The sequence below is a fragment of the Micromonospora sp. NBC_00617 genome, from assembly GCF_045161355.1.
Lineage (GTDB): Bacteria > Actinomycetota > Actinomycetes > Mycobacteriales > Micromonosporaceae > Micromonospora.
In genome coordinates, this window is sequence record NZ_CP107751.1 from 2,150,319 (window position 1) to 2,170,612 (window position 20,294).

The 20,294-nt window shown below is 70.6% G+C and carries 19 protein-coding genes, 2 pseudogenes and 1 riboswitch; of the genes and pseudogenes, 17 read left to right on the forward strand and 4 right to left on the reverse strand.

The window, feature by feature from the left end; all coding sequences use genetic code 11:
• Positions 1-203 precede the first annotated feature (203 nt).
• From OG505_RS09715 to OG505_RS09770, 12 genes are all read left to right on the forward strand, one after another.
• Positions 204-836 (forward strand): CDP-alcohol phosphatidyltransferase family protein, encoded by a 633-nt coding sequence (locus OG505_RS09715; RefSeq protein ID WP_405432662.1) that lies wholly within the window; start codon positions 204-206, stop codon positions 834-836.
• Positions 833-1,774, forward strand: a complete 942-nt coding sequence (locus OG505_RS09720; protein ID WP_405432663.1) for a DUF881 domain-containing protein — start codon at positions 833-835, stop codon at positions 1,772-1,774. Before OG505_RS09715 ends, OG505_RS09720 begins: the two co-directional genes overlap by 4 nt.
• Positions 1,771-2,103, forward strand: a complete 333-nt coding sequence (locus OG505_RS09725; RefSeq protein ID WP_007460356.1) for a small basic family protein — start codon at positions 1,771-1,773, stop codon at positions 2,101-2,103. The genes OG505_RS09720 and OG505_RS09725 overlap by 4 nt, the downstream gene beginning before the upstream one ends.
• Positions 2,104-2,114: 11 nt before the next feature.
• The gene (locus tag OG505_RS09730) at positions 2,115-3,065 is read left to right on the forward strand and encodes a DUF881 domain-containing protein (protein WP_405432665.1); all 951 of its coding nucleotides are present in this window, start codon (positions 2,115-2,117) and stop codon (positions 3,063-3,065) included.
• Between the two features lie 83 nt (positions 3,066-3,148).
• On the forward strand, positions 3,149-3,529 hold the full coding sequence (gene gcvH, locus OG505_RS09735; protein WP_405434440.1) for a glycine cleavage system protein GcvH: 381 nt from the start codon (positions 3,149-3,151) through the stop codon (positions 3,527-3,529).
• A 217-nt stretch (positions 3,530-3,746) separates the two neighbouring features.
• Entirely contained in the window at positions 3,747-4,199 is a 453-nt protein-coding gene (locus OG505_RS09740) for an FHA domain-containing protein (protein ID WP_007071101.1), read from the forward strand.
• Positions 4,200-4,249: 50 nt separating this feature from the next.
• Positions 4,250-4,951, forward strand: a complete 702-nt coding sequence (locus tag OG505_RS09745; protein ID WP_193376631.1) for a MerR family transcriptional regulator — start codon at positions 4,250-4,252, stop codon at positions 4,949-4,951.
• Between the two features lie 185 nt (positions 4,952-5,136).
• Positions 5,137-5,601: a bifunctional nuclease family protein gene (locus OG505_RS09750; protein WP_007460347.1), complete on the forward strand. Its 465-nt coding sequence runs from the start codon at positions 5,137-5,139 to the stop codon at positions 5,599-5,601.
• Positions 5,602-5,793: 192 nt separating this feature from the next.
• Positions 5,794-6,375: a MerR family transcriptional regulator gene (locus OG505_RS09755; RefSeq protein ID WP_405432668.1), complete on the forward strand. Its 582-nt coding sequence runs from the start codon at positions 5,794-5,796 to the stop codon at positions 6,373-6,375.
• Positions 6,376-6,737: 362 nt separating this feature from the next.
• Positions 6,738-7,136, forward strand: a complete 399-nt coding sequence (locus OG505_RS09760) for a group 1 truncated hemoglobin (protein WP_405432669.1) — start codon at positions 6,738-6,740, stop codon at positions 7,134-7,136.
• Positions 7,137-7,138: 2 nt separating this feature from the next.
• Positions 7,139-8,305, forward strand: coding sequence for a globin domain-containing protein (locus OG505_RS09765; protein WP_405432670.1), 1,167 nt, complete (start codon positions 7,139-7,141; stop codon positions 8,303-8,305).
• The gene (locus OG505_RS09770; RefSeq protein ID WP_405432671.1) at positions 8,302-8,997 is read left to right on the forward strand and encodes a DivIVA domain-containing protein; all 696 of its coding nucleotides are present in this window, start codon (positions 8,302-8,304) and stop codon (positions 8,995-8,997) included. The genes OG505_RS09765 and OG505_RS09770 overlap by 4 nt, the downstream gene beginning before the upstream one ends.
• A 440-nt stretch (positions 8,998-9,437) precedes the next feature.
• Here OG505_RS09770 and OG505_RS09775 read toward each other — a convergent pair whose 3' ends face one another.
• A complete protein-coding gene (locus tag OG505_RS09775; RefSeq protein ID WP_405432672.1) occupies positions 9,438-10,550 on the reverse strand; it encodes an FAD-dependent monooxygenase in 1,113 nt (370 codons plus the stop codon).
• A 75-nt stretch (positions 10,551-10,625) separates the two neighbouring features.
• On the opposite strand from OG505_RS09775, the gene OG505_RS09780 reads away from it, so the two are divergent.
• Positions 10,626-11,267 (forward strand): TetR family transcriptional regulator, encoded by a 642-nt coding sequence (locus OG505_RS09780; RefSeq protein ID WP_405432673.1) that lies wholly within the window; start codon positions 10,626-10,628, stop codon positions 11,265-11,267.
• Between the two features lie 233 nt (positions 11,268-11,500).
• Here OG505_RS09780 and OG505_RS09785 read toward each other — a convergent pair whose 3' ends face one another.
• The 3 genes and pseudogenes from OG505_RS09785 to OG505_RS09795 all read right to left on the reverse strand — a co-directional run bounded on the left by OG505_RS09785 (position 11,501) and on the right by OG505_RS09795 (position 13,566).
• Positions 11,501-12,988: a hypothetical protein gene (locus OG505_RS09785; protein WP_405432674.1), complete on the reverse strand. Its 1,488-nt coding sequence runs from the start codon at positions 12,986-12,988 to the stop codon at positions 11,501-11,503.
• A pseudogene (locus tag OG505_RS09790) lies at positions 12,988-13,324 on the reverse strand (helix-turn-helix domain-containing protein). The gene OG505_RS09785 and the pseudogene OG505_RS09790 overlap by 1 nt, the downstream one beginning before the upstream one ends.
• Positions 13,321-13,566 carry a tyrosine-type recombinase/integrase gene (locus tag OG505_RS09795; RefSeq protein ID WP_405432676.1) on the reverse strand — a complete coding sequence of 82 codons (246 nt, stop codon included), beginning with the start codon at positions 13,564-13,566 and terminating at the stop codon, positions 13,321-13,323. Before OG505_RS09795 ends, OG505_RS09790 begins: the two are co-directional and overlap by 4 nt.
• Before the next feature lie 179 nt (positions 13,567-13,745).
• Between OG505_RS09795 and OG505_RS09800 the strand changes: the two are divergent.
• The 4 genes and pseudogenes from OG505_RS09800 to gcvP all read left to right on the forward strand — a co-directional run.
• Positions 13,746-14,780 (forward strand): annotated as a pseudogene (locus OG505_RS09800) (IS110 family transposase); the annotation flags it as partial.
• 586 nt (positions 14,781-15,366) lie between these two features.
• On the forward strand, positions 15,367-15,996 hold the full coding sequence (locus OG505_RS09805) for a hypothetical protein (protein WP_405432677.1): 630 nt from the start codon (positions 15,367-15,369) through the stop codon (positions 15,994-15,996).
• A gap of 263 nt (positions 15,997-16,259) precedes the next feature.
• Positions 16,260-17,120 (forward strand): NAD-dependent protein deacetylase, encoded by an 861-nt coding sequence (locus OG505_RS09810; protein WP_405432678.1) that lies wholly within the window; start codon positions 16,260-16,262, stop codon positions 17,118-17,120.
• A gap of 60 nt (positions 17,121-17,180) precedes the next feature.
• A riboswitch (glycine riboswitch) is annotated at positions 17,181-17,279 on the forward strand.
• A 71-nt stretch (positions 17,280-17,350) separates the two neighbouring features.
• Positions 17,351-20,173: an aminomethyl-transferring glycine dehydrogenase gene (gcvP, locus tag OG505_RS09815; protein ID WP_405432680.1), complete on the forward strand. Its 2,823-nt coding sequence runs from the start codon at positions 17,351-17,353 to the stop codon at positions 20,171-20,173.
• The last annotated feature ends 121 nt before the right edge of the window (positions 20,174-20,294 follow it).

The window sequence follows — 20,294 nt, forward strand, 5'->3', positions numbered from 1 at the left end:
CGGCGACCGAGGAGCGCGGGGAAGCCCGATATAGTGGCAGCGCACTCAGCCGGCCCGCGATCTCGATGATCGCGGGCCGCATCAGAGCAGAGGTCCCATCCCGGGGCCGCAGGAGAGCCGGCGGTTGCCGGCCCGACAGCGCGTACGACCTCCGCCGCGCCCGATCTCGGTCTGGCGTCGGGGCGTGCGGTGGAGGAGGTTCGGTGTCGCGTCGGCCGGCTCGGGCAGAGCATCCGCGGGACACCGGTGACCAGGCTCCCGGCGACCAGGTGCTCACCCTGCCCAACCTGATCAGCTTCGGGCGCCTGTTGGGCGTACCGCTGTTCCTCTACCTGTTCCTGGTGGCCCGCGCGGACGTGGCGGCGCTGGTGGTGCTGGCCATCGGCGGCACCACCGACTGGGTCGACGGTTGGATCGCGCGCCGGCTGCGTCAGGTGAGCCGACTCGGGGAGCTGCTCGATCCCCTCGCCGACCGGCTCTACATCCTCGCCACGCTGCTCGCCTTCACGGCCCGGGAGGTGGTGCCGTGGCAGTTCACGGCGGCGCTGCTGGCCCGGGAGGCGCTGCTGCTCGGCTCGCTGGCGGTGTTGCGCCGCTACGGGTACGGGCCGCCGCCGGTGCACTACGTGGGCAAGACCGCCACCTTCCTGCTGCTCGCGGCGTTCCCGGTGCTGCTGTTGGCCACCGAGTGGAGTGCGGCGGCGACGGCGACGGCCGCGATCGGCTGGGGGCTGGCCTGGTGGGGGCTGGTGCTCTACTGGGTGGCCGGCGCCATGTACGTGGTGCAGGCGTTTCGGCTGGTGCGGGCGGCGCGCGGCCCGGGAGCGGCCGCGTGAGCGCGACGCCGCCGGAGCGTCCCCGCTCGGATCGGGTGTACGCCCCGGACTTCCTCACCGAGCTGTTTCGCAGCCCGCTGGATCCGGGGTACGCGGACGCGGCGGCCGCGCGCCGGCGGGTGGCGTCGTCGCAGGACGACGCGTCCCGGGGTTGGCCGGCGCGGTCGATCAGCCTGGTCGTGGCGGTGGTGCTGGGTTTCCTGTTCGCGGTGGCGTATCGCCAGACGATGGCGGACGAGCCGGGGCGTGCTCAGGCCCGCTCCGGGTTGGTGGCGCAGATCAAGGAGCGGGAGGGCCAGACGGACCGGTTGTCGGCGCGCGCGGACCAGCTGCGTGAGGAGGTCAACCGGCAGCGGGACGCGGCGTTGAGCGGGTCGACCGCGGCGCGTCTGCGGGACCTGGAGGCGGTCACCGGGCTCGGCCGGGTGCGGGGTGACGGTGTGGTGGTGCGCCTGGCGGACGCGCCGGGCAACGCGGACGCGGTGACCGGTAAGGGCGCGGGGCCGTCGCAGGTGCTGTACAGCGATCTGCAGGGTGTGGCGAACGCGTTGTGGAGCGCCGGTGCGGAGGCGATCGCGATCAATGGGCAGCGGTTGACGTCGACGTCGACGATCCGTACGGCGGGCGAGGCGATCCTGGTGGATTTCCGGCCGGTGACGGGGCCGTACGAGGTGTCGGCGATCGGGCCGGGGTCGATGCGGCGCAAGTTCGAGGACAGTCGGAACGCGGACGTGATGCGGGAGGTCGCGCAGAAGACCGGCCTGTCGTTCGGTGTGCGCAAGGCGGAGGACCTCACCCTGCCGGCGGCTCCGGAGCCGCAGCTACGCTACGCCAAGCCGTCGGTCAGTCCGAGTCCTTCGGGGTCGGGTGTCCGGTCCGGCAGTCCTGGGTCGTCGGGTTCGCCGGGGACCGCTAGTCCTTCCGGAGGTGGCGGATGATCGCGGTGCTGGCGTTGCTCGCCGGTGTGGTGCTGGGCGTGTGGCTTGATCCCACGGTACCGGCGGCGTTGCAGCCGTACCTGCCGATCGCGGTGGTCGCCGCGTTGGACGCGGTGTTCGGTGGGGTCCGAGCGAAGTTGGACCGCATCTTCGACGACAAGCAGTTCGTGGTGTCGTTCATCTCGAACGTGCTGGTGGCGGGTCTGATCGTGTATCTGGGGGATCAGTTGGGGGTGGGCGGGCAGTTGTCCACCGGTGTGGTGGTCGTTCTGGGTGTGCGGATCTTCGGGAATGTGGCGGCGATCCGTCGGCACCTGTTCCGGGCGTAGGTTTGACAGCGATGAGCGACGAGCAGGCGGAGACGGGGACGGGTTGGCCGCAGCCGGCGGGGCCGGGGCGACCGGGTGGGCCGGCGGGTGAGCCGGATCCGCGGCCGGAGGCGCCGGACCCGGACGAGGTGAGTCCGTTGGCGCCGCATGGTCCGACAAGGGAGCCGGAGTCACCGGACGCGGATCCCGGGGTGGCCCCGGTCGATGACGGCGCGACGGTGGACTTGAGCGCGATGTCGCGCTCAAGTGAGCCGGTGGTGGAGTCGGTCCCGGCGGCGTCGGTGCGGTCGCGGTTCAGCGCGGCCGGGGTGATGATCGCGGCGTTGTTGGCGTTGCTGGGGTTCACGTTGGTCGTGCAGTTGCGGACGACGTCGACGGATCCGACGTTGGGGGCGACGCGTCAGGAGGACCTGGTGCGGATCCTGTCGGATCTGGATGCGCGCGAGAACCGTCTCCAGCAGGACATTCGGGCGTTGGAGGAGAGCCAGCGGCAGTTGGCCTCGGGTGCGCAGGGTCGGCAGGCGGCGTTGGACGAGGCGACTCGTCGGGCGGACGAGCTGGGGATTCTGGCGGGGACGTTGCCGGCGGTGGGGCCGGGGTTGACGGTGCAGTTCTCCAGCAACGGGATCAAGCCGATCACGGCGGACCGGGTGTTGGACGCGGTGCAGGAGTTGCGCGGCGCGGGCGCGGAGGCGATGCAGATTTCCGGTGGTGACCGGGCGACGGTGCGGGTGATCGCATCGACGTACTTCCTGGATGGGGACAACGGGTCGTTGATCGTTCAGGGGCGTCGGTTGACGGGCCCGTTCACCATCACGGTGATCGGTGATCCGGCGACGATGCGTACGGCGTTGAACATTCCTGGTGGGGTGGTCGCGTCGGTCCGGGGTGACGGCGGTAACGTGACGTTTGGGGAGCGTGAGGTTGCCGAGGTTTCGGCGCTGCACGTGCCGACCAAGTAGGAACACGCCCGTCCGGTCTCCTGACCGGCGCGGCCGCGCCGGGCCCGGGTGGTCCGGGGCACCGATGGATGAGGACGCGTCTGGTGATTCCCGAGGATCTGCGATACACCGCCGAGCATGAGTGGGTGGCGGGTGACGGTACCGGCTCGCTCCGGGTCGGCATTACGCACTTCGCGCAGGACGCGTTGGGTGACATCGTGTACGTGCAGTTGCCGGAGGTGGGTGCGGCCGTCGTGGTCGGTGACTCGCTGGGTGAGATCGAGTCGACCAAGAGTGTGTCGGAGATCTACGCGCCGGTCGCGGGCACGGTGGCGGCGCGCAACGACGCGCTGGGCGACACTCCTGAGCTGATCAACACGGATCCGTACGGTGCGGGTTGGCTGGTGGAGATCGCCCCGAACGATCCGACGGCGACGGACGGGTTGCTGACGGCGGGCGCGTACCAGAAGATCACCGAAGGCTGAGTGTGCTTGATCCGGTGTGCGGGATGTCTGCGCGCGTCCGGTTGCCCTGCATTTCGGCGCTGGCTAGGCTCGCCCAGTCGACCGAGAAGAACCCATTAGTTGAGCGTTGTGGAATTGCCTTCCCGGGCACGGGGAGCCAGCCGCCGGGTGGACGAGCGCCCGGCGGCCAGACCCGCCATTACCCGACGCCGACCGAACAGATCCGTGAGGTGGTCCCATGACGCGCCCAGACGACGAGTTCCCCCCACTCGACGTCACCTCGACGCTCAATCTCGGCTCGCTCGACGAAGTGCTGGAAGGGCCGGACACCGATGTGGTGCCGAGCCGGATGTCCGGTTCGTTGCCGCCGGGTATGGCGCTGCTGGTGGTTCGTCGCGGCCCGAATGCGGGTGCCCGGTTCCTGTTGGACCACGATGTGACGACCAGTGGCCGGCACCCGGACAGTGACATCTTCCTCGACGATGTGACGGTGTCGCGCCGGCACGCGGAGTTCCACCGTGATGGTGGGACGTTCACGGTGCGGGACGTGGGTAGCCTGAACGGCACGTACGTGAATCGTGAGCGGGTCGAGGCGGCCACGTTGAGCAATGGTGACGAGGTACAGATCGGTAAGTTCCGGGTGGTGTTCATCGCCGGTCCGCGCCCGGAGGAGGAGGCCGGCCGGGGGTGAACGAGCCTGCGGCCTCCACGCCACCCGGGGCGGCCCGGTCTGAGCCGCTGATGAGCATCGGTGAGGTGCTGGGGCAGTTGCGGGTGGATTTCCCGGACACGACCATTTCGAAGCTGCGGTTCCTCGAGGCTGAGGGCCTGGTTGAGCCGCAGCGGACGGCGGCGGGTTACCGGAAGTACAGCTGGGACGATGTGGCGCGGTTGCGGTTCGTGCTGACCGCGCAGCGGGACCGCTACCTGCCGTTGCGGGTGATCCGTGAGCAGTTGGCCCAGTGGGATTCGTCCGGCGAGCAGCCGGAGCGGTCGCGGCCGGCGTTGGTCGCGGTGGGGCCCGATGGTGCGGTGCCGGGTCGGGAGTCGGCGGAGCCGGCCGAGTCGTCGCAGGTGCGGCTCGGCCGGGCTGAGCTGGTGGCCCGCAGTGGGATCGACGAGTCGACGCTGGTGGAGTTGGAGCGGCTCGGTGTGCTGGTGTCGGATCCGCCGGGGTGGTATGACGCGGATGCGTTGATCATCGCGTCGGCGGTGGCGGGTTTGGCGGCGTACGGGTTGGAGCCGCGGCATCTGCGGGGTTACCGGAGTGCGGCCGATCGTGAGGTCGGGTTGTTCGCGCAGTTGGTGGCGCCGTTGGCGCGGCAGAGTGATCCGGCGGCGCGGGCGCGGGCGGCGGAGACGGCGCGGGAGTTGGTGGCGTTGTCGGAGCAGTTGCACGCGGCGTTGGTGCGGGTGGGGCTGCGGTCGACGTTGGGTCGGTGAGGGTGCCCGGCGGGTGGCGGTGGAGCGGAAAGATCTCTTCGGGGAAGCGTGCCGTAGGCTTGCCGGGGTAACCCCTTTCTGGCGCGGGCGTGGTGCTGTAGCGCATCGGACGACCGTGTTGCGGTCCGTGTACCGTGCAGGGAAGGGCGCGGTGCGGCGTAGGTGACAACGACACGGAGGCGGCGGTGCGCGAGCTGAGCGTGGTCGGAGTTCGGGTGGAGCTGCCCAGCAACCAGCCGATCGTCCTGCTCAGGGAGGTCGAGGGCGACCGCTATCTGCCGATCTGGATCGGCGCGGTCGAGGCCACGGCTATCGCTTATGAGCAGCAGGGGGTCAAGCCGGCCCGTCCGTTGACGCATGATCTTTTGCGGGATGTGTTGGCGGCGTTGCAGGCGCCGTTGCAGGCGGTGGAGATCACCGAGCTGAAGGAGAACGTGTTCTACGCGGATCTCCTGATCGGCGATGGGGTGCGGGTGTCGGCGCGGCCGAGCGATTCGATCGCGTTGGCGTTGCGGGTCGGTGCGCCGATTCGTTGTGCGGAGCAGGTCCTCAGCGAGGCGGGGATCGTTATCCCCGATGAGCAGGAGGATGAGGTGGAGAAGTTCCGCGAGTTCCTGGAGCAGGTGCGTCCGGAGGATTTCGCGGGCTGAGCGGCTTCGGTTCCGCGCTGGTGTCACGGTGGGTGACGTCGGCGCGTGGTTGGTGATCTTTCTCGGTGGCTGCGCGGCGTGTCGCGTCGGTTCCTCCGTGGTAACCCCTGAAGGTGGCGTTAGGGTTGCCGTGTCGAGGGGTGCGCGTCGGAGGAAACGAGGCGTCGCCGCACTGACGGGGAGGTTGTCCGGATGCACGAGCCGCAGGATTCTGATCCGGGTACACAGTTGGGTGAGCCGGGTGTGGCGACTGAGGGTGACGGCTCGGTGGGCTACCGAGGTGTGACGGCGTGCCACGCGGTGGGCATCAGTTACCGGCAGTTGGATTACTGGGCGCGGACGACGCTGGTGGTGCCGAGTGTCCGCGACGCGTCGGGTTCGGGGACGCAGCGGTTGTACTCGTTCCGCGATCTGGTGGTGTTGAAGGTCGTGAAGCGGTTGTTGGACGCGGGGGTGTCCCTGCAGAACATCCGCAAGGCGATCGAGGCGTTGCGGTCGCGTGGTGTGGAGGATCTGGCGGGAATCACGCTGATCTCCGACGGGACGACGGTGTACGAGTGCCGGTCTCCGGAGGAGGTGGTCGACCTGTTGCAGGGTGGGCAGGGCGTCTTCGGGATCGCGATCGGTGGGGCGTTCAAGGAGATTCAGGGGTCGTTGTCGCATCTGCCGGCGGAGCCGGCGGCGAGCGGCCCGGCGGAGCCGGCGGTGGGGGCCTCGTCGGATCCGGTGGGGGACGAGTTGGCGGCGCGGCGGGCGCGGCGGCGGGCCGGCTGAGTCGCGCTGCGCGTCCGTTGGGGCGCGGTCCGTCGATACGGGTGATTTTTTTGGCCACGGCCGTCTGGTGACTGTGGGTCAGCTCGTGGTGTCCGGGTGCGGGTTCCCCGGGTGGTCGATTCCACAGTGGATACTGTCGGTGCTCTCCTGGTTGCCGTGGGTGGATTTCCGGATTCCACTGTGGTGACGGTGCGTGTGCGTCAATGTCGGGAAACCGATAGGGGGGCCCAGACCGGAGGTTGGGGGCACGCTATGGTCCGTCACGGTCCCCGGTGAGCCGCCGTGGCGTGACGGTGCGGCGTCGGGGCCGTTGCCCCTGCGCGTCACCGCGCGCGCGACCTGTCACCCCGGAAGGAACGACCGTGACGGTTACGGAAGAGACCGCTCCAGCCTCGAATTACGACCGCATCGGCGGTGCGAGTTCGGTGAAGGCGGCCGTGGAGCTGTTCTACGACAAGGTGCTCGCCGATCCGGAGTTGGCGGGTTATTTCGCCACTGTGGACATGGCGGGTCAGCGTCGGCACCTGGCGTTGATGTTGACGGTGGTGCTGGGCGGCCCGAACGAGTACACCGGTCGCGGGTTGGCCGAGGCGCACCAGCCGTTGGGTATTCCGGTGGCGCACTACGCGAAGGTGGGTGAGTACCTGATCGCGACGCTGGCCGAGTTGGGTGTTCCGGCCGACGTGCAGGACGACGTGCGGGCGGTGCTGGCGCAGGTGCAGGACCAGGTGGTGGCCACCGGAGAGCGTCCGGGCGTCTGAGCGTGGACGCGGCCCGACTCAAGCAGAGTTGGTCCCTCGTCGCCGGGCACGGCGACGAGGTGCCGCTCTACTTCTATTCAACGTTGTTTCTGACGCATCCCGAGACGCGGCAGATGTTCCCCACGAACATGGCGGGGCAGCGGGACCGCCTGGTCACCGCGCTGGGCCACATCGTGTCCCACGTGGATCAGGTCGATCGGCTGGTGGGTTTTCTGCAGGACCTCGGCGCGGATCACCGTAAGTTCGCGGTCCGCGCGGAGCACTATCCGGCGGTCGGTGAGGCGCTGTTGGCGACGTTGCAGCATTTTCTCGCCGAGCAGTGGACCGATGAGCTGGCCCAGGACTGGGCGGCGGCGTACGGGCTGATCGCGCAGGTGATGATGGAGGCGGCGCAGGCCGCGGAGGCGGTGAACCCGCCGTGGTGGGTGGCGGAGATCGTGGCCCATGAGCGGCGTGCGTTCGACGTGGCGGTGTTGACGGTGCGTCCGCAGTACCTGTTGCCGTTCACCCCGGGTCAGTCGATCGGGGTGTCGCATCCGTCGGTGCGGTCGTGGCGGTACTACTCGCCGGCGAACGCGCCGCGCGCGGACGGCACGCTGGAGTTGCATGTGCGGGCCGCTCCGGGTGGCGCGGTGTCGTCGCGGCTGGTGTACGGCTCGGCGGTGGGGGACCGCGTGCATCTGGCCGCGCCGGTGGGGGACCGCCTGTCGTTGTGGTCGGCGGGTTCCAGTGATCTGTTGCTGCTGGCGTCGGGCACCGGCTGGGCGCCGGTGAAGGCGCTGGTGGAGCAGGTCGCCGCGGAGGGTTCAGGTCGTCGCGTGGATCTGTACGTGGGTGCGCGGTCGCGCAGCGAGTTCTACGACAGCGACGCGATCGACAAGTTGGCGTCGTCGTGTCCGTGGTTGACGGTGACGTACGTGGTGGGCGGGGACGCGAACCGGCCGGGTGAGTTCATGTACGCGGTGGACCGGGCGTTGGCCGATGGTGACTGGCGTTCGCGGCACGTGTACGTGTGCGGGTCGGACGAGATGGTGTCGCACGCGGTACAGACGTTGGCTCGGGCGGGTTACCACGAGGGTCAGGTGCATCACGAGGGTCTGGGCAAGCAGTGGTACGGCCCGGCGTGGCGTACGGCGTTCCAGCAGTCGAGTGAGGGGGGTGAGAGGTGAGCGCGACCCCGATCAGCCGGTACGACGGGATGCCGGTGTCCGGCGGTGTGCAGGTGCGGATGACCTCCGACCGGGTTCGGCGGTGGGAGTTCGGGACGGCGCCGTTCGCCCGGCGTGGCTACGACAACGCGGACGTGGACCGGTTCCGGGTGCAGGTCGCCGACGAGTTGGATCTGTTGGCGACGCAGATCGCGAACCTGCGGGCGGAGAACGAGCGGCTCACCGACCGGGTGGAGTTGCACCGCCACGGGGTGATCCCGAGTACGCCGGCGTCGGCGAAGGTGCCGGCGGCCAAGGAGGTGAATCTGCTGTCGGCGGCGCAGCGCGAGGCCGAGCAGATCATCGCGCAGGCGCACGACTACGCGCGGCGGGTCGCCGAGTACGCCCGGATGCAGTACGAGAGTTACATGCGGGCGGCGGCGGAGGAGGCGAAGCAGGAGGCTGAGCGGGCGGTCACGGAGTACCGCAGTTCGGCCGGGTCGAGCTTCGACGACACGGTGGCGACCCGGGAGGCGTTGCGGATCTTCGGCGAGATGATGGTGTCGCACATGCAGGCGGCGGCGCGGCATCTCGACGACGGCAGTGAGCAGTTGGCGCGCACGATGGACCGGATCGCGAAGGAGACGCCGGGGGCGCCCTTCGTGGGTGGCGTGGCGGGGCAGGCGGCGTTGCCGCGTCACCACCAGCGGTGACCGGCCCGGGTCGGGGTCGCGGTCCGCGACCCCGCCCCGGGGGTCAGGTCGCGGTGGCGCGGACGGCGTCGGCGATCGGTGTCGTTCCGGCGACGAGGCCCGTCCGACTGGCAGGGTCGCGTAATCCAACTGTCTTGTATTCGCGTTCATGGCTCGTCCGCAATCACGGTGAGTCACACGGAGCATGGTGCTGGCGGCGAGATCTGCATCCACGATCATCGTCTGATGACGCGGCGGGCGATCTGGATGCCGTACTGACCGTGAGGGCGTCCGGACGACTGGCGCGCCATGTCAGCGGCAAATCAGTACGTTGACTGCCAGTCACATTCCGGGGCGCGATCAGCGGCATGAGCGGGCGCCGCCGCGCGACCTTTCAGAAGATCACATCGAGGGGCAACAGCGCGAGCGAAGCGCGGTCCACGCGGCGGGCTCGTTTAAGATCATCGGCCGGTGGGCAGCAGCCTGGCTGCGGCGTTACGGGTGAGGATGCCGGCCCGGGTCTTCGGGATCAGCATCGCCGCTACGAAACCGGCGCCGCGCCCCCGGGCGTTGGTGCGGGGTCGGTGCTCGGCCTCGTAGCGTCGGAACGCGGCGACGTGGTCGCCCTCGGCGAGGGTGGCGGCTAGCGTACGGGCGCCGGCGACAGCCATGCTCGAACCGTCGCCGAACAGCGAGACCGAGGCCGCCGCGTCGCCCAGCAGCACCACTCGCCCGACCGACCAGGACGGCAGCACCACCTTGCTGACCGCGTCGAAGTAGAGGTCGTCCGCCCGTTGGGCGCGGGCCAGCAACTCGGGCACTCGCCAGCCGTGCTCGCCCGCGTACACCTCGGCGAGGATCCGCCGGTGCTGGGCGAGGTTGCGGTGGTCGAAGCCTGGGACGGTGGGGTGCCGGAAGATGAACGCGACGCCCGCTTTGCCGCGGACCGGATGCATCGCGACGAGCCGGCCCGGCGTGTTGTGAAGCAGCACGTCGTGCGGATCCTCGGGCGGCTCACCCAGCGGTGTGGTGGCCACGTAGACGCCGAGGTGGCGCACGAAGTCGCGCTCCGGGCCGAAGGCGAGCCGGCGCACCGCCGAGTGCAGTCCGTCGGCCCCGACGACCAGGTCGAACCGGCGGGCCGGGCCGCGTTCGAAGGTGACGTCCACCCCGCCCGGGTCCTGGTCGAGGCGGGTGACGGTGTCGTCGTAGACGAACTCGGCGTCATCGCGGGCAACCGCGCACAGGATCCGGGCGAGATCGGCACGGGGCACCTCGATCTCAGGGGTGCCGGCCGCGCTGCGCGTGGCCGGCATCGACATCCGGCGGCTCAACCGGCCGTCCGAGTCGACGAACCGTATGCCTGTCGCCTGGGTGGCCGCCGCGCGCAGGGCGTCGACCACGCCCATCCGCTCGACCACCGGAAGGGCCGGACCGCGCACGTCGACGGGGTTGCCGCTGGAGCGCTGGCCGTTCACGCGCTCGACGACCGTGGGACGGAGCCCCGCGCGGGCTAGCCAGTAGGCGAGGGTCGGGCCAGCCACGCCGGCTCCGGAGATGAGTACCGTCCGCATGAGCCGAGCATAATTGCACTGGATGCAGTATCGCAACAGGTGCCGAATAACACTCGATGCGGTAATCTGGTCCCCATGTCACTTCGCGACCGCAAGCGAGGCCGCACCCGCAAGGCGCTGGTCGACGCCGCCATCGACCTGATCGAACGCAAGGGCTACGAGGCGACCACAATTGCCGACATCGCGGCCGCCGCCGAGATCGGCACCCGCACGTTCTTCAGCTACTTCCCAAGCAAGGAGGATCTGCTCTTCCCGGAGACCGACCGTCGGGTGCAGGTCGCGGTCGACGCGATTGCCGGCCGCTCGCCGGACGAGGAACCGGCCGACGTCCTGCTGCGCGCGCTTCGTGAGGCGAACGACGACAGCGAGGACATGACCGGCCGGCTCGCCGTCCTGCGGATCCGACTGACCATGGAGGTGCCCGCGGTCCGCGGCCGCGGCCTGCAACTGCAATGGGACAGCCAGCGCGAGATCGCCCGGCACCTGGCCGCGGCCTACCCCGACCGCCTGGACGAGGTGAGCGCGGCCGCGCTAGTCGGCGCCTTCGTCGGCGCGGCCACCGGTGCCTTGACAACGCTGATGGAGGATCCGCAGCGCCGAGCCGACCCAGCCGCGATCCGCGAGTCGTTGCAAAAGGCCACCGATATCGCTCTGCGCCCATGGGCACCGCAGGACGGGCCCACACGAAAGAGCCCACCACCGGCGGACGCGCCCTGAAACGAACCGTCAGGCGCCGAGGCAGGGCAGGCTGTCCACATCACCGTCGAGGACGGTGACCGGGGCCGTCGTCGCACCGACGTCACCGCTATAGCGTAGGAAACGCACTGTTCTCGGCAGATCAGTATGTCTGCTGGTGCCGAGTGGCTTCACCAGCGGTGACGATGGGTTGGTTGGCGGCCGCTGTAGAGAGCTGTGCGCAGCCACTTCAGATGAGGCTTCCCGGTGGATCATCATAACGGACTGTAGCGGTTCCAGGTTCCGCCTGCGGCGGCGTGGTGCCGTTGGGTGGTGTGGTGGTGGAAGCCGAGGGCCTGGGCGACGACCGGTGCCGGGGCCTGAAGCACCAGCTGCCGGAGTACGGCGAGGCGGCCGGGGACGGTCGGGACGCCGAGGTCGCGGATGAGCGGGGCGATCGTGTCGACGGTGAGGGGCTGGCCGGCGCGGCGGCCGGGGAACAGCCAGCGGGCGTCGCGGTTGGTGGCGGTGCGCATGTTGGTGCGCTGGTCGCGCAGGGCCAGCAGTAGCTCGGCGACGGGTTGGGGGACCGGCGTCGGCGGGTTGCCGAGGTGCAGCAGGACGTCGGGTCCGGTGGTGTCGATGTCGTCGATGGTCAGGCGCAGGATGCGGCCGAGGGGTTGGGCGTAGAGCAGGACGAGGATCGCGGCGACGCGGGCGCGCAGGCCGCCGGCGTCGTCGGTGATCAGCTTGCGCAGCAGCGCGAGACGGCGGTGCTGGGTGATTGGGGTCTGCTGGCCGGGGCGGTGCGGAGGAACCCGCAGCCGTGGCAGGTGCCCGGCGCGGGTGGCCCAGGCCAGGAACGGCTTGAGGAGCTGCCGCTGGTGCGGCCGGTGGTCGACGAGCCAGCGGTCGAGATCAGCCTGCCGCAACGTGGCGAGCGCTTGGCCCTGCTCCTGGGTCCAGGCGAGGAAGTCGCCGGTGCGCAGGACCTGCTGACCAAGGTCGCTGCGGGTGTGGCGGCTGACGGGTCCGCGGTCGGCGCGGCGCCGCAGCCCGGGCAGGGTGTGCCAGGTGGTGTATTGGCGCAGCAGCCGGCGCTGCTCGGTGTCCGTGACGGTGTCCAGGTGCTCGAGCAGCCACCGCTCGAAGAGCACGACCTGCTTGTCTATGCGGGGTAGGACGCCGCACTGCATGAGTAGCTCGCGGAGGTGGGCGGCGACGCGCCAGGGCTGCAGGCGGTGGAACGCGTCGTGGGTCAGTTCGATGTCGCCGCGGCCCAGGCCCCGCAGCAGGTCGGCGGCGCTGGCGGAGCGGCCGTGCCGGGATGAGACCCAGGCCAAGCCGGAGAGTGGGTTGTCCATGCTGATCAACAAGTCGGCCAGAGGCGCCAGCTCGGGCCGGATCCGGCCGGTGCCGTCGTCGAGGAGTTCGGCGATGCGCCGGGCGAGGGTGCAACGGGTGCAGCGGCGACCGGCGTGCAGCTTGCCCTCCTGCCCGCACTCCACACAGGCATGCGAGGAGGAGAACCCGGCGCAGCTGGTGCAGATCGGTGCCCGGTCCACGGGGCGCAGCCCGGCCAGAACCCGGTCCTGGCCGCAACTGGGGCAGCGGCCACGGGTGAGCAGTGCCCGGTCGTGGCAGGTGCGGCAGACGTGCCCGTCGGGCCACCGAGCCGCGAAGTTGCCGCGCCGGCCGCACCGGGCACAGTCCCGGATGAACCAGCGTTCGTACTGCTCGGCGGTGGCGTAGGGGCGATCCATCAGTCCGGTCGCACGCGGGCCCGCCGGGGCCGGACCGTGGCCAGATCCACCGGCGCCGGTGCGTCTCCGGCGACGGCCTTGCGCGGCGCGACGTTAGCCGCCGAGGTAACGACCAGGTCGGCGGGGGGTGACCTCCAGGATGTCGCACAGCGCCGCCAGCACCGGCAGCGACAGCCGCTCCGGGGTGCCGGTCACGAGGCGGTGCACTTGGGAGGCGGACAGGTCGATGCCGCGCTCGTGCAACAACGGCACCAGTTCGGTGGCCGTGAACACGCCGCGGCCGGCCATCATCTCCCGCAGCCTCCACCGGTAGCTGACCTGGCGTTTCATGCTCATTGCGCCCTCCGGGCCGGTCGTAGTGCCGCGTCCATGGTCGCGTCGAGAGCCTGCCGCAGCGTCCGGGTGCGGAAGTCCGACGACACGCAGGTGTAGATCGCCATGGTGGAGGCATGTTCGTGGCCGACCTGCTGCTGCACGAACAGCGGATCCCAGCCTGCCTCGATCAGGTGGGTGACGTAGGAGCGACTCCAGGCATGATGATCGCCGACGTCCTCCCGGCGGTCTGACCCGAAAAACAACGGGCCGCGGTGCCTTGTTAGCGATACGTCGGCCGTCGGGAGGACGTCGTCGTGCCGCTGCCGGCCGGGGTCGATGTGGCCTGATAGGAGCCCGAAGCATCCCACTGGAGTTCTGCCCGCGTTCCCGCTGGCGGCGGCGCCGCAGAGGGTGAGGCGACGCGACGGAGGTCCGGGTGGGCATGGCAGCGACGATCGAGCTGGCCGAGGTTCGAGTCATCGTCGGCGTGGACACCCATGCCGACGTGCACGTGGCTGCGGCGATCGACCAGCACGGGCGCCTGCTCGCCACGACCAGCGTGCCGAGCACCGCTGCCGGGCACGCCCAGTTGACGGCCTGGGCGCAGGAGCTCGGAGTTGTCGAGCAGGTCGGCGTCGAGGGCACCGGCAGCTACGGCGCCGGGCTGACCCGGCACCTGCTTGACCAGGGCATGTCGGTGGTGGAAGTCGTGCGGCCGAACCGGCAGACCCGCCGCCGGCGCGGCAAGACCGACGCCATCGACGCCGAGACCGCTGCGCGGTCGGTACTAGCCGGTACTGCGCTGGGCATGCCCAAGACCGCCGACGGCGCGGTGGAGATGATCCGCACGCTGCGGCTGGTCCGCCGCTCCGCGATGAAGGCCCGGACCCAGGCCGCCAACCAGCTGCGGGCCGTTCTGGTCACCGCCCCGCAGGCCCAGCGCGACCGGCTGCGCACCCTGTCGCTGGCGCAACTCGTTGACGCCGCGACGCGGTGCCGCCCCGGTCAGCTTGCCGGGATCGAGGCAGCCAGCAAGCTGGCGCTCAAGTCCCTCGCCACCCGATACCAGCAACTCACGACAGAGATCACCAGGCTCGACACCGAGATCGAGCAGCTCGCCCGCCAAGCGGCGCCGCAGCTCATGGCGATCAAGGGCGTTGGAGCAGACACCGCTGGCGCGCTGCTGGCCGCGGCCGGCGACAACCCCGAGCGGCTGCGCCACGAGCCCGCGTTCGCGCACCTGTGTGGCGTCGCGCCGATCCCGGCCTCATCGGGCAAGACCAACCGGCACCGGCTCAACCGCGGCGGTAACCGAGACGCCAACCGCGCCCTTTACATCCTGACGTTGGGCCGGCTCAGCTACGACGAACGCACCCGCGAATACGCGGCCCGGCGCACCGCCGAAGGCAAGACCAAACGCGAGATCATCCGCTGCATCAAGCGCTACCTTGCCCGCGAGATCTTCCGGGCCCTTACGGCCGACGGGCAGACCTCTGTGCGTTCAGCCGGAGCGCCGGATCTTGCGCATGAGCATCGCCCAGACTCCGTACCCGGACCCGACATTCCCCGTGATCGCGCCCGCAGCGGAGCCCATGAACAGGGCGTTCGCGCAGTCCGGGCAGACCTCCCGGCCAGTGATGCTCTTCTCGAACGGCTCGCGGACACGGCGACCGCAGTCAGGGCACTCCCGGCCTGAAAGACCCATCATCACCTCGCGGTATCCGCCACGCGAGCTGCCCGTCCACGGCGCCAGAGCACGACGTCAGCCACCACAACCGGGACCATGGCCGCACCTCCCACCAGAACCTTGACGCCTGTGGGGGCGTCCCAAACAAGCCCGACGACCACGAGAGTCAGAAGACTCAACAGGTAAACGACGTTCAAAGAGCGCGCCATGTCGCCAACGTAGCAACTGGAAGCATCGACGAACGCCTGGATTGCCACTGCCCTCGGCCGAACTCCTGCACTGAGCACTTGACCCATAGGAGCATCTCCGTCAGGTCGACCTCGCTCACGTCGCTCTCGACGGTGCCCTGCACTACGCCCGCGACAGCGGCGACCGGGTGGCCGGCACCGAAGCCGTCGCCCCGATGTGCTGGCTGCTGCTCCGCGTCGGACGGTTCGCCGACGCCAAGACCCTCGCGATCCGGACCGCCGACCAAGTGGAACCCAGACTGTCGACCGCCGCCCCGGCGGAACTCGCCGGGTGGGGTCAACTGCTACTCAAGGCCGCCGCTGCAGCGGTCCGCGACGCACGCCGGGACGAAGCCTCCGACATCCTCGACCTGGCCGCCGCCGGCGCGCTGCGGCTCGGTAACCAGCGCGTCCCGCACGCGGATCTCATCGGCAACGACTCCTCACCCGAAGGTGTGCACCTGATGCGGGTGGAATCAGCCGTTATCGCCGGCCAGCCTGACCGGGCGTTGGCCCTCGCCGAAGAGGTAACCCGCTTCCCGCAGGTCACCCCGTCCAGCCGCCAGCGGCACCGCCTGGACGTCGCATGGTCATACGTCCAGACCGGTCAGCACTCCGCGGCGACGGGCGTCCTGCTCGGGCTGCGCGACACTGCGGCGCCGTGGCTGCGGCAACAGCCATACGCCCGGGACATCGTGACGGAGTTGATCGATACCCGGAGCCGGGCAGCGTCCGCTGAGTTAGCCGAGTTGGCGTCTCTCGTAGGTGGCTCTGCGTAAGTGCCGCGTCACGCGGTACTTAGGTCGACGGTCTGTCACAAATGTGGTCGCCGCGGGGGCGCCGGACAACATCGCCTGCGTCGTCGCCGACGTCGTCGGGGTGTAGCCCCCGCCGGGGTGGCCGTCGAGCGGGTGCGGCGCCGACGGGTGACCGGTGCCGGCTGTGCGGCGCCGGACGAGGCCGCTGCCGGGCGTGCGGCGTCGGCTGGGGATCGATACCGGGGTGTTCGGCGTCGGCGGGCGCGCTGAGGCAGCATAAAGGGGTGACGAAGAGCCTGGAGGCGTTGACCTCGCTGGTGGCCGGCGGCGGGGTGGTGGTGCTCAGCGGGGCGGGCCTGTCCACCGAGTCGGGTATCCCGGACTATCGGGGGCCCAGTGGGGTGGCCCGCCGGCACACCCCGATGACCTTCCAGGCGTTCACCCGGGATCCCCTCGCTCGGCGTCGGTACTGGGCGCGCAGCCACCTGGGGTGGCGGTTGATCGCGCGGTCGGCGCCGAACGCCGGGCATCGGGCGGTGGCGCGGCTGCAACGCGCCGGCCTGGTCGACGCGGTGATCACGCAGAACGTCGACGGGTTGCACGGCGCCGCGGGCAGCGACCGGGTGGTCGAGTTGCACGGGCGCCTGGACGAGGTGGTCTGCCTGGACTGCGGCAACCTGACCTCCCGGGAGGAGGTGGACCGGCGGCTGCGCGAGGCCAACCCGGACTTCGTGGCCCGCGCCGCCGCGGTCAACCCGGACGGTGATGTGGATCTCCCCGATGAGCAGGTGGCCGGGTTCCGGCCGGTCGACTGCGGGATCTGCGGGACGGGGATGCTGAAACCGGACGTGGTGTTCTTCGGCGAGACGGTGCCGCCCGAGCGGGTGGCGCGGTGTTTCGCGCTGGTGGAGCAGGCGCGGGCGGTGGTGGTGCTCGGGTCGTCGTTGACGGTCATGTCGGGGCGCCGGTTCGTGATTCGCGCGGCGAAGCACGGCATTCCGGTCGCGATCGTCAACCAGGGGCCGACCCGGGGTGACGGGTACGCCACGGTGTGCCTCGACGCGCCGCTGGGAGCGCTGCTGCCGGCGCTCGCCGAGCGGGTCGCCGGCGAGGCCGCGCCGCTGGTCACGCCGGCCGGCGTGTGACGTTACAGGGGTAGGACATCCGCCGGAAACACCGGCGCTGGTAGCGTTGACCATGCCGGTACCACCCACGTGGGAGAGACCGCCCGACAGCAGCAGGGGCGGCGCCGAAGGGGCAAAACCTCCCCGGAACCTCTCAGGCAAAAGGACCTCGTGGGCAGGCACTGTGGAGCGCTGTGCGGGCGCGACAGAGGGGGAGGCCGATCCGTCGACCTCGCCCGGGAGCGCCCCTGATGTCCGTAGAGCAGTTCGCCACCCGTCACATCGGTCCCGGCCCCGACGATGAGCGTCGCATGCTGGAGGTCGTCGGGCACGACTCGATCGACGAACTGATGGACGCCGCGATCCCCGAGGTGATCCGCTGGCACGGCACCCTCGACCTGCCGGAGGCGGCCACCGAGGCCGAGGCGATCGCCGAACTGCGGGCCCTCGCGGCCCGCAACACCGTCGCCGTGTCGATGATCGGCCTCGGCTACCACGGCACGCACACCCCGGCGGTGATCCGCCGCAACGTCCTCGAAGACCCGGCCTGGTACACGGCGTACACGCCGTACCAGCCGGAGATCAGCCAGGGCCGGCTCGAGGCGCTGCTGAACTTCCAGACGATGGTCACCGACCTGACCGGCCTGGCCACCGCGAACGCCTCCATGCTCGACGAGGGCACCGCCGCCGCGGAGGCGATGACCCTCGCCCGGCGGGCGTCCAAGAGCAAGAGCCGGGTGTACGTCGTCGACGCCGACGCCCTGCCGCAGACCATCGCGGTGATCACCAGCCGGGCGGTGCCGCTCGGCATCGACGTGCGGGTCCTCGACGTCGAGCGCGACGAGCTGCCGGCGGAGTTCTTCGGCCTGCACCTGCAGTACCCGGGCGCGTCCGGCGCGGTGCGCGACCACGCGGGTCTCGTCGAGGCGGCGCACGCCGTCGGAGCCCTGGTGACCGTCGCGGCGGACCTGCTGGCGTTGACGCTGCTGCGGGCGCCGGGGGAGATCGGCGCGGACATCGCCGCCGGCACCACCCAGCGGTTCGGCGTACCCATGGGCTTCGGTGGGCCGCACGCCGGCTACCTGGCGGTGCGCGCGGGCCTGGAGCGGATGCTGCCCGGGCGCCTGGTCGGGGTGTCCCGCGACGCGGACGGCAACCCGGCCTACCGGCTGGCGTTGCAGACCCGCGAGCAGCACATCCGCCGGGAGAAGGCGACCAGCAACATCTGCACCGCGCAGGTGCTCCTGGCCGTGATGGCCGGCATGTACGCCGTCTACCACGGCCCGGACGGGCTGCGCGACATCGCGGCGCGTACCCACGCCATGGCGGCGCGGCTCGCGGCCGGGCTGCGCGTCGGCGGCGTCGACGTCGCGGACGTCGCGTTCTTCGACACCGTCACCGCGCGCGTGCCGGGCGCGGCGGCGCGGGTCGTCGCGGCGGCCGCTGAGCGGGGGGTGAACCTGCGGCTGGTCGACGCCGACCGGGTGGGGATGTCCTGCGACGAGACGACGACCGTGGCGCACCTGCGCGCGGTGTGGGCGGCGTTCGGTGTGGACGCGTTCGACGGCGACGTGGACGCGGCCCTGCCGGTCGACCTGTCCCGGACCTCGGACTTCCTGACCCACCCGGTGTTCCGCAGCCACCACTCCGAGACGGCGATGCTGCGCTACCTGCGCCGACTGTCGGACTTCGACTACGCCCTGGACCGGGGCATGATCCCCCTCGGCTCGTGCACGATGAAGCTGAACGCGACCACCGAGATGGAGCCGGTCAGCTGGGCGGAGTTCGCACACATCCACCCGTTCGCGCCGCAGGACCAGACCGTCGGGTACCGGGAGATGATCGGTCAGCTGGAGTCGTGGCTGGCCGAGGTGACCGGCTACGACGCGGTCAGCGTGCAGCCCAACGCCGGCTCCCAGGGTGAGCTGGCCGGCCTGCTGGCCATCCGCTCCTACCACGCGTCGCGCGGTGAGACGCACCGCGACGTGTGCCTGATCCCGTCGTCGGCGCACGGCACCAACGCGGCCAGCGCGGTGATGGCCGGCATGCGGGTGGTCGTGGTGGCCTGCGACGACGACGGCAACGTCGACCTCGTCGACCTGGACGCGAAGATCGACAAACACCGCGACGCGCTCGCCGCGATCATGGTGACGTACCCGTCGACCCACGGCGTGTACGAGACGGGCATCGCGTCGCTGTGCGCGAAGGTCCACGACGCCGGCGGTCAGGTGTACGTCGACGGGGCGAACCTCAACGCCCTCGTCGGGTTCGCCAAGCCCGGCAAGTTCGGCGCGGACGTGTCGCACCTGAACCTGCACAAGACGTTCTGCATCCCGCACGGCGGCGGTGGCCCCGGCGTCGGTCCGGTGGCGGTGCGCGCGCACCTGGCGCCGTTCCTGCCCGGTGACCCGCTCGGCGCGCACGCCGACGCCACCCCGGCGATCTCGGCGGCGAAGTACGGGTCGGCGGGCATCCTGCCGATCCCGTGGGCGTACCTGCGGATGATGGGCGCCGAGGGCCTGACCCGGGCGACCGGCGTGGCCGTCCTCGCCGCGAACTACGTGGCCGCGCGGCTGCGCGGGCACTTCGAAGTGCTGTACGCCGGCAACAAGGGCCTGGTGGCCCACGAGTGCATCCTGGATCTGCGGCCGTTGACGAAGGCGACCGGCGTGAGCGTCGACGACGTGGCGAAGCGGCTCATCGACTACGGCTTCCACGCGCCCACGATGTCGTTCCCGGTGGCGGGGACGCTGATGGTGGAGCCGACCGAGAGCGAGGACCTGGCCGAGCTGGACCGGTTCTGCGACGCGATGATCGCGATCCGGGCGGAGATCGACCAGGTGGGGTCGGGGCAGTGGCCAGCGGGGGACAACCCCCTGGCGAACGCCCCGCACACCGCGGCGATGGTCAGCGGCGACGAGTGGCCGCACGCGTACCCGCGGTCGGTGGGCGCGTACCCGGCCGGGGTCGACCGGGCGGGGAAGTACTGGCCGCCGGTGCGGCGCGTCGACGGCGCCTACGGGGACCGGAATTTGGTCTGCTCGTGCCCGTCGCCGGAGGCGTTCGAGGACTGACGTCGGCGGGCCGGGGCGGGCGGTGCTGGCCGCCCCGGCTACGCCGCGACCTGGGCGAAAGGCGTCCCGTACCGGGGGACTAGCCTGGGTCGACGGCGGCTGTTTGGTGACGCTGGGTGGT

Excerpts from the sequence above, each read along its gene's own strand:
- OG505_RS09725 (WP_007460356.1), top strand. The coding sequence starts at position 1,771 with ATGATCGCGGTGCTGGCGTTGCTCGCCGGTGTGGTGCTGGGCGTGTGG.
- OG505_RS09730 (WP_405432665.1), top strand. The coding sequence starts at position 2,115 with ATGAGCGACGAGCAGGCGGAGACGGGGACGGGTTGGCCGCAGCCGGCG.
- OG505_RS09740 (WP_007071101.1), top strand. The coding sequence starts at position 3,747 with ATGACGCGCCCAGACGACGAGTTCCCCCCACTCGACGTCACCTCGACG.
- OG505_RS09745 (WP_193376631.1), top strand. The coding sequence starts at position 4,250 with ATGAGCATCGGTGAGGTGCTGGGGCAGTTGCGGGTGGATTTCCCGGAC.
- OG505_RS09755 (WP_405432668.1), top strand. The coding sequence starts at position 5,794 with ATGCACGAGCCGCAGGATTCTGATCCGGGTACACAGTTGGGTGAGCCG.
- OG505_RS09775 (WP_405432672.1), bottom strand. The coding sequence starts at position 10,550 with ATGCGGACGGTACTCATCTCCGGAGCCGGCGTGGCTGGCCCGACCCTC.
- OG505_RS09780 (WP_405432673.1), top strand. The coding sequence starts at position 10,626 with ATGTCACTTCGCGACCGCAAGCGAGGCCGCACCCGCAAGGCGCTGGTC.
- OG505_RS09785 (WP_405432674.1), bottom strand. The coding sequence starts at position 12,988 with ATGGATCGCCCCTACGCCACCGCCGAGCAGTACGAACGCTGGTTCATC.
- gcvP (WP_405432680.1), top strand. The coding sequence starts at position 17,351 with ATGTCCGTAGAGCAGTTCGCCACCCGTCACATCGGTCCCGGCCCCGAC.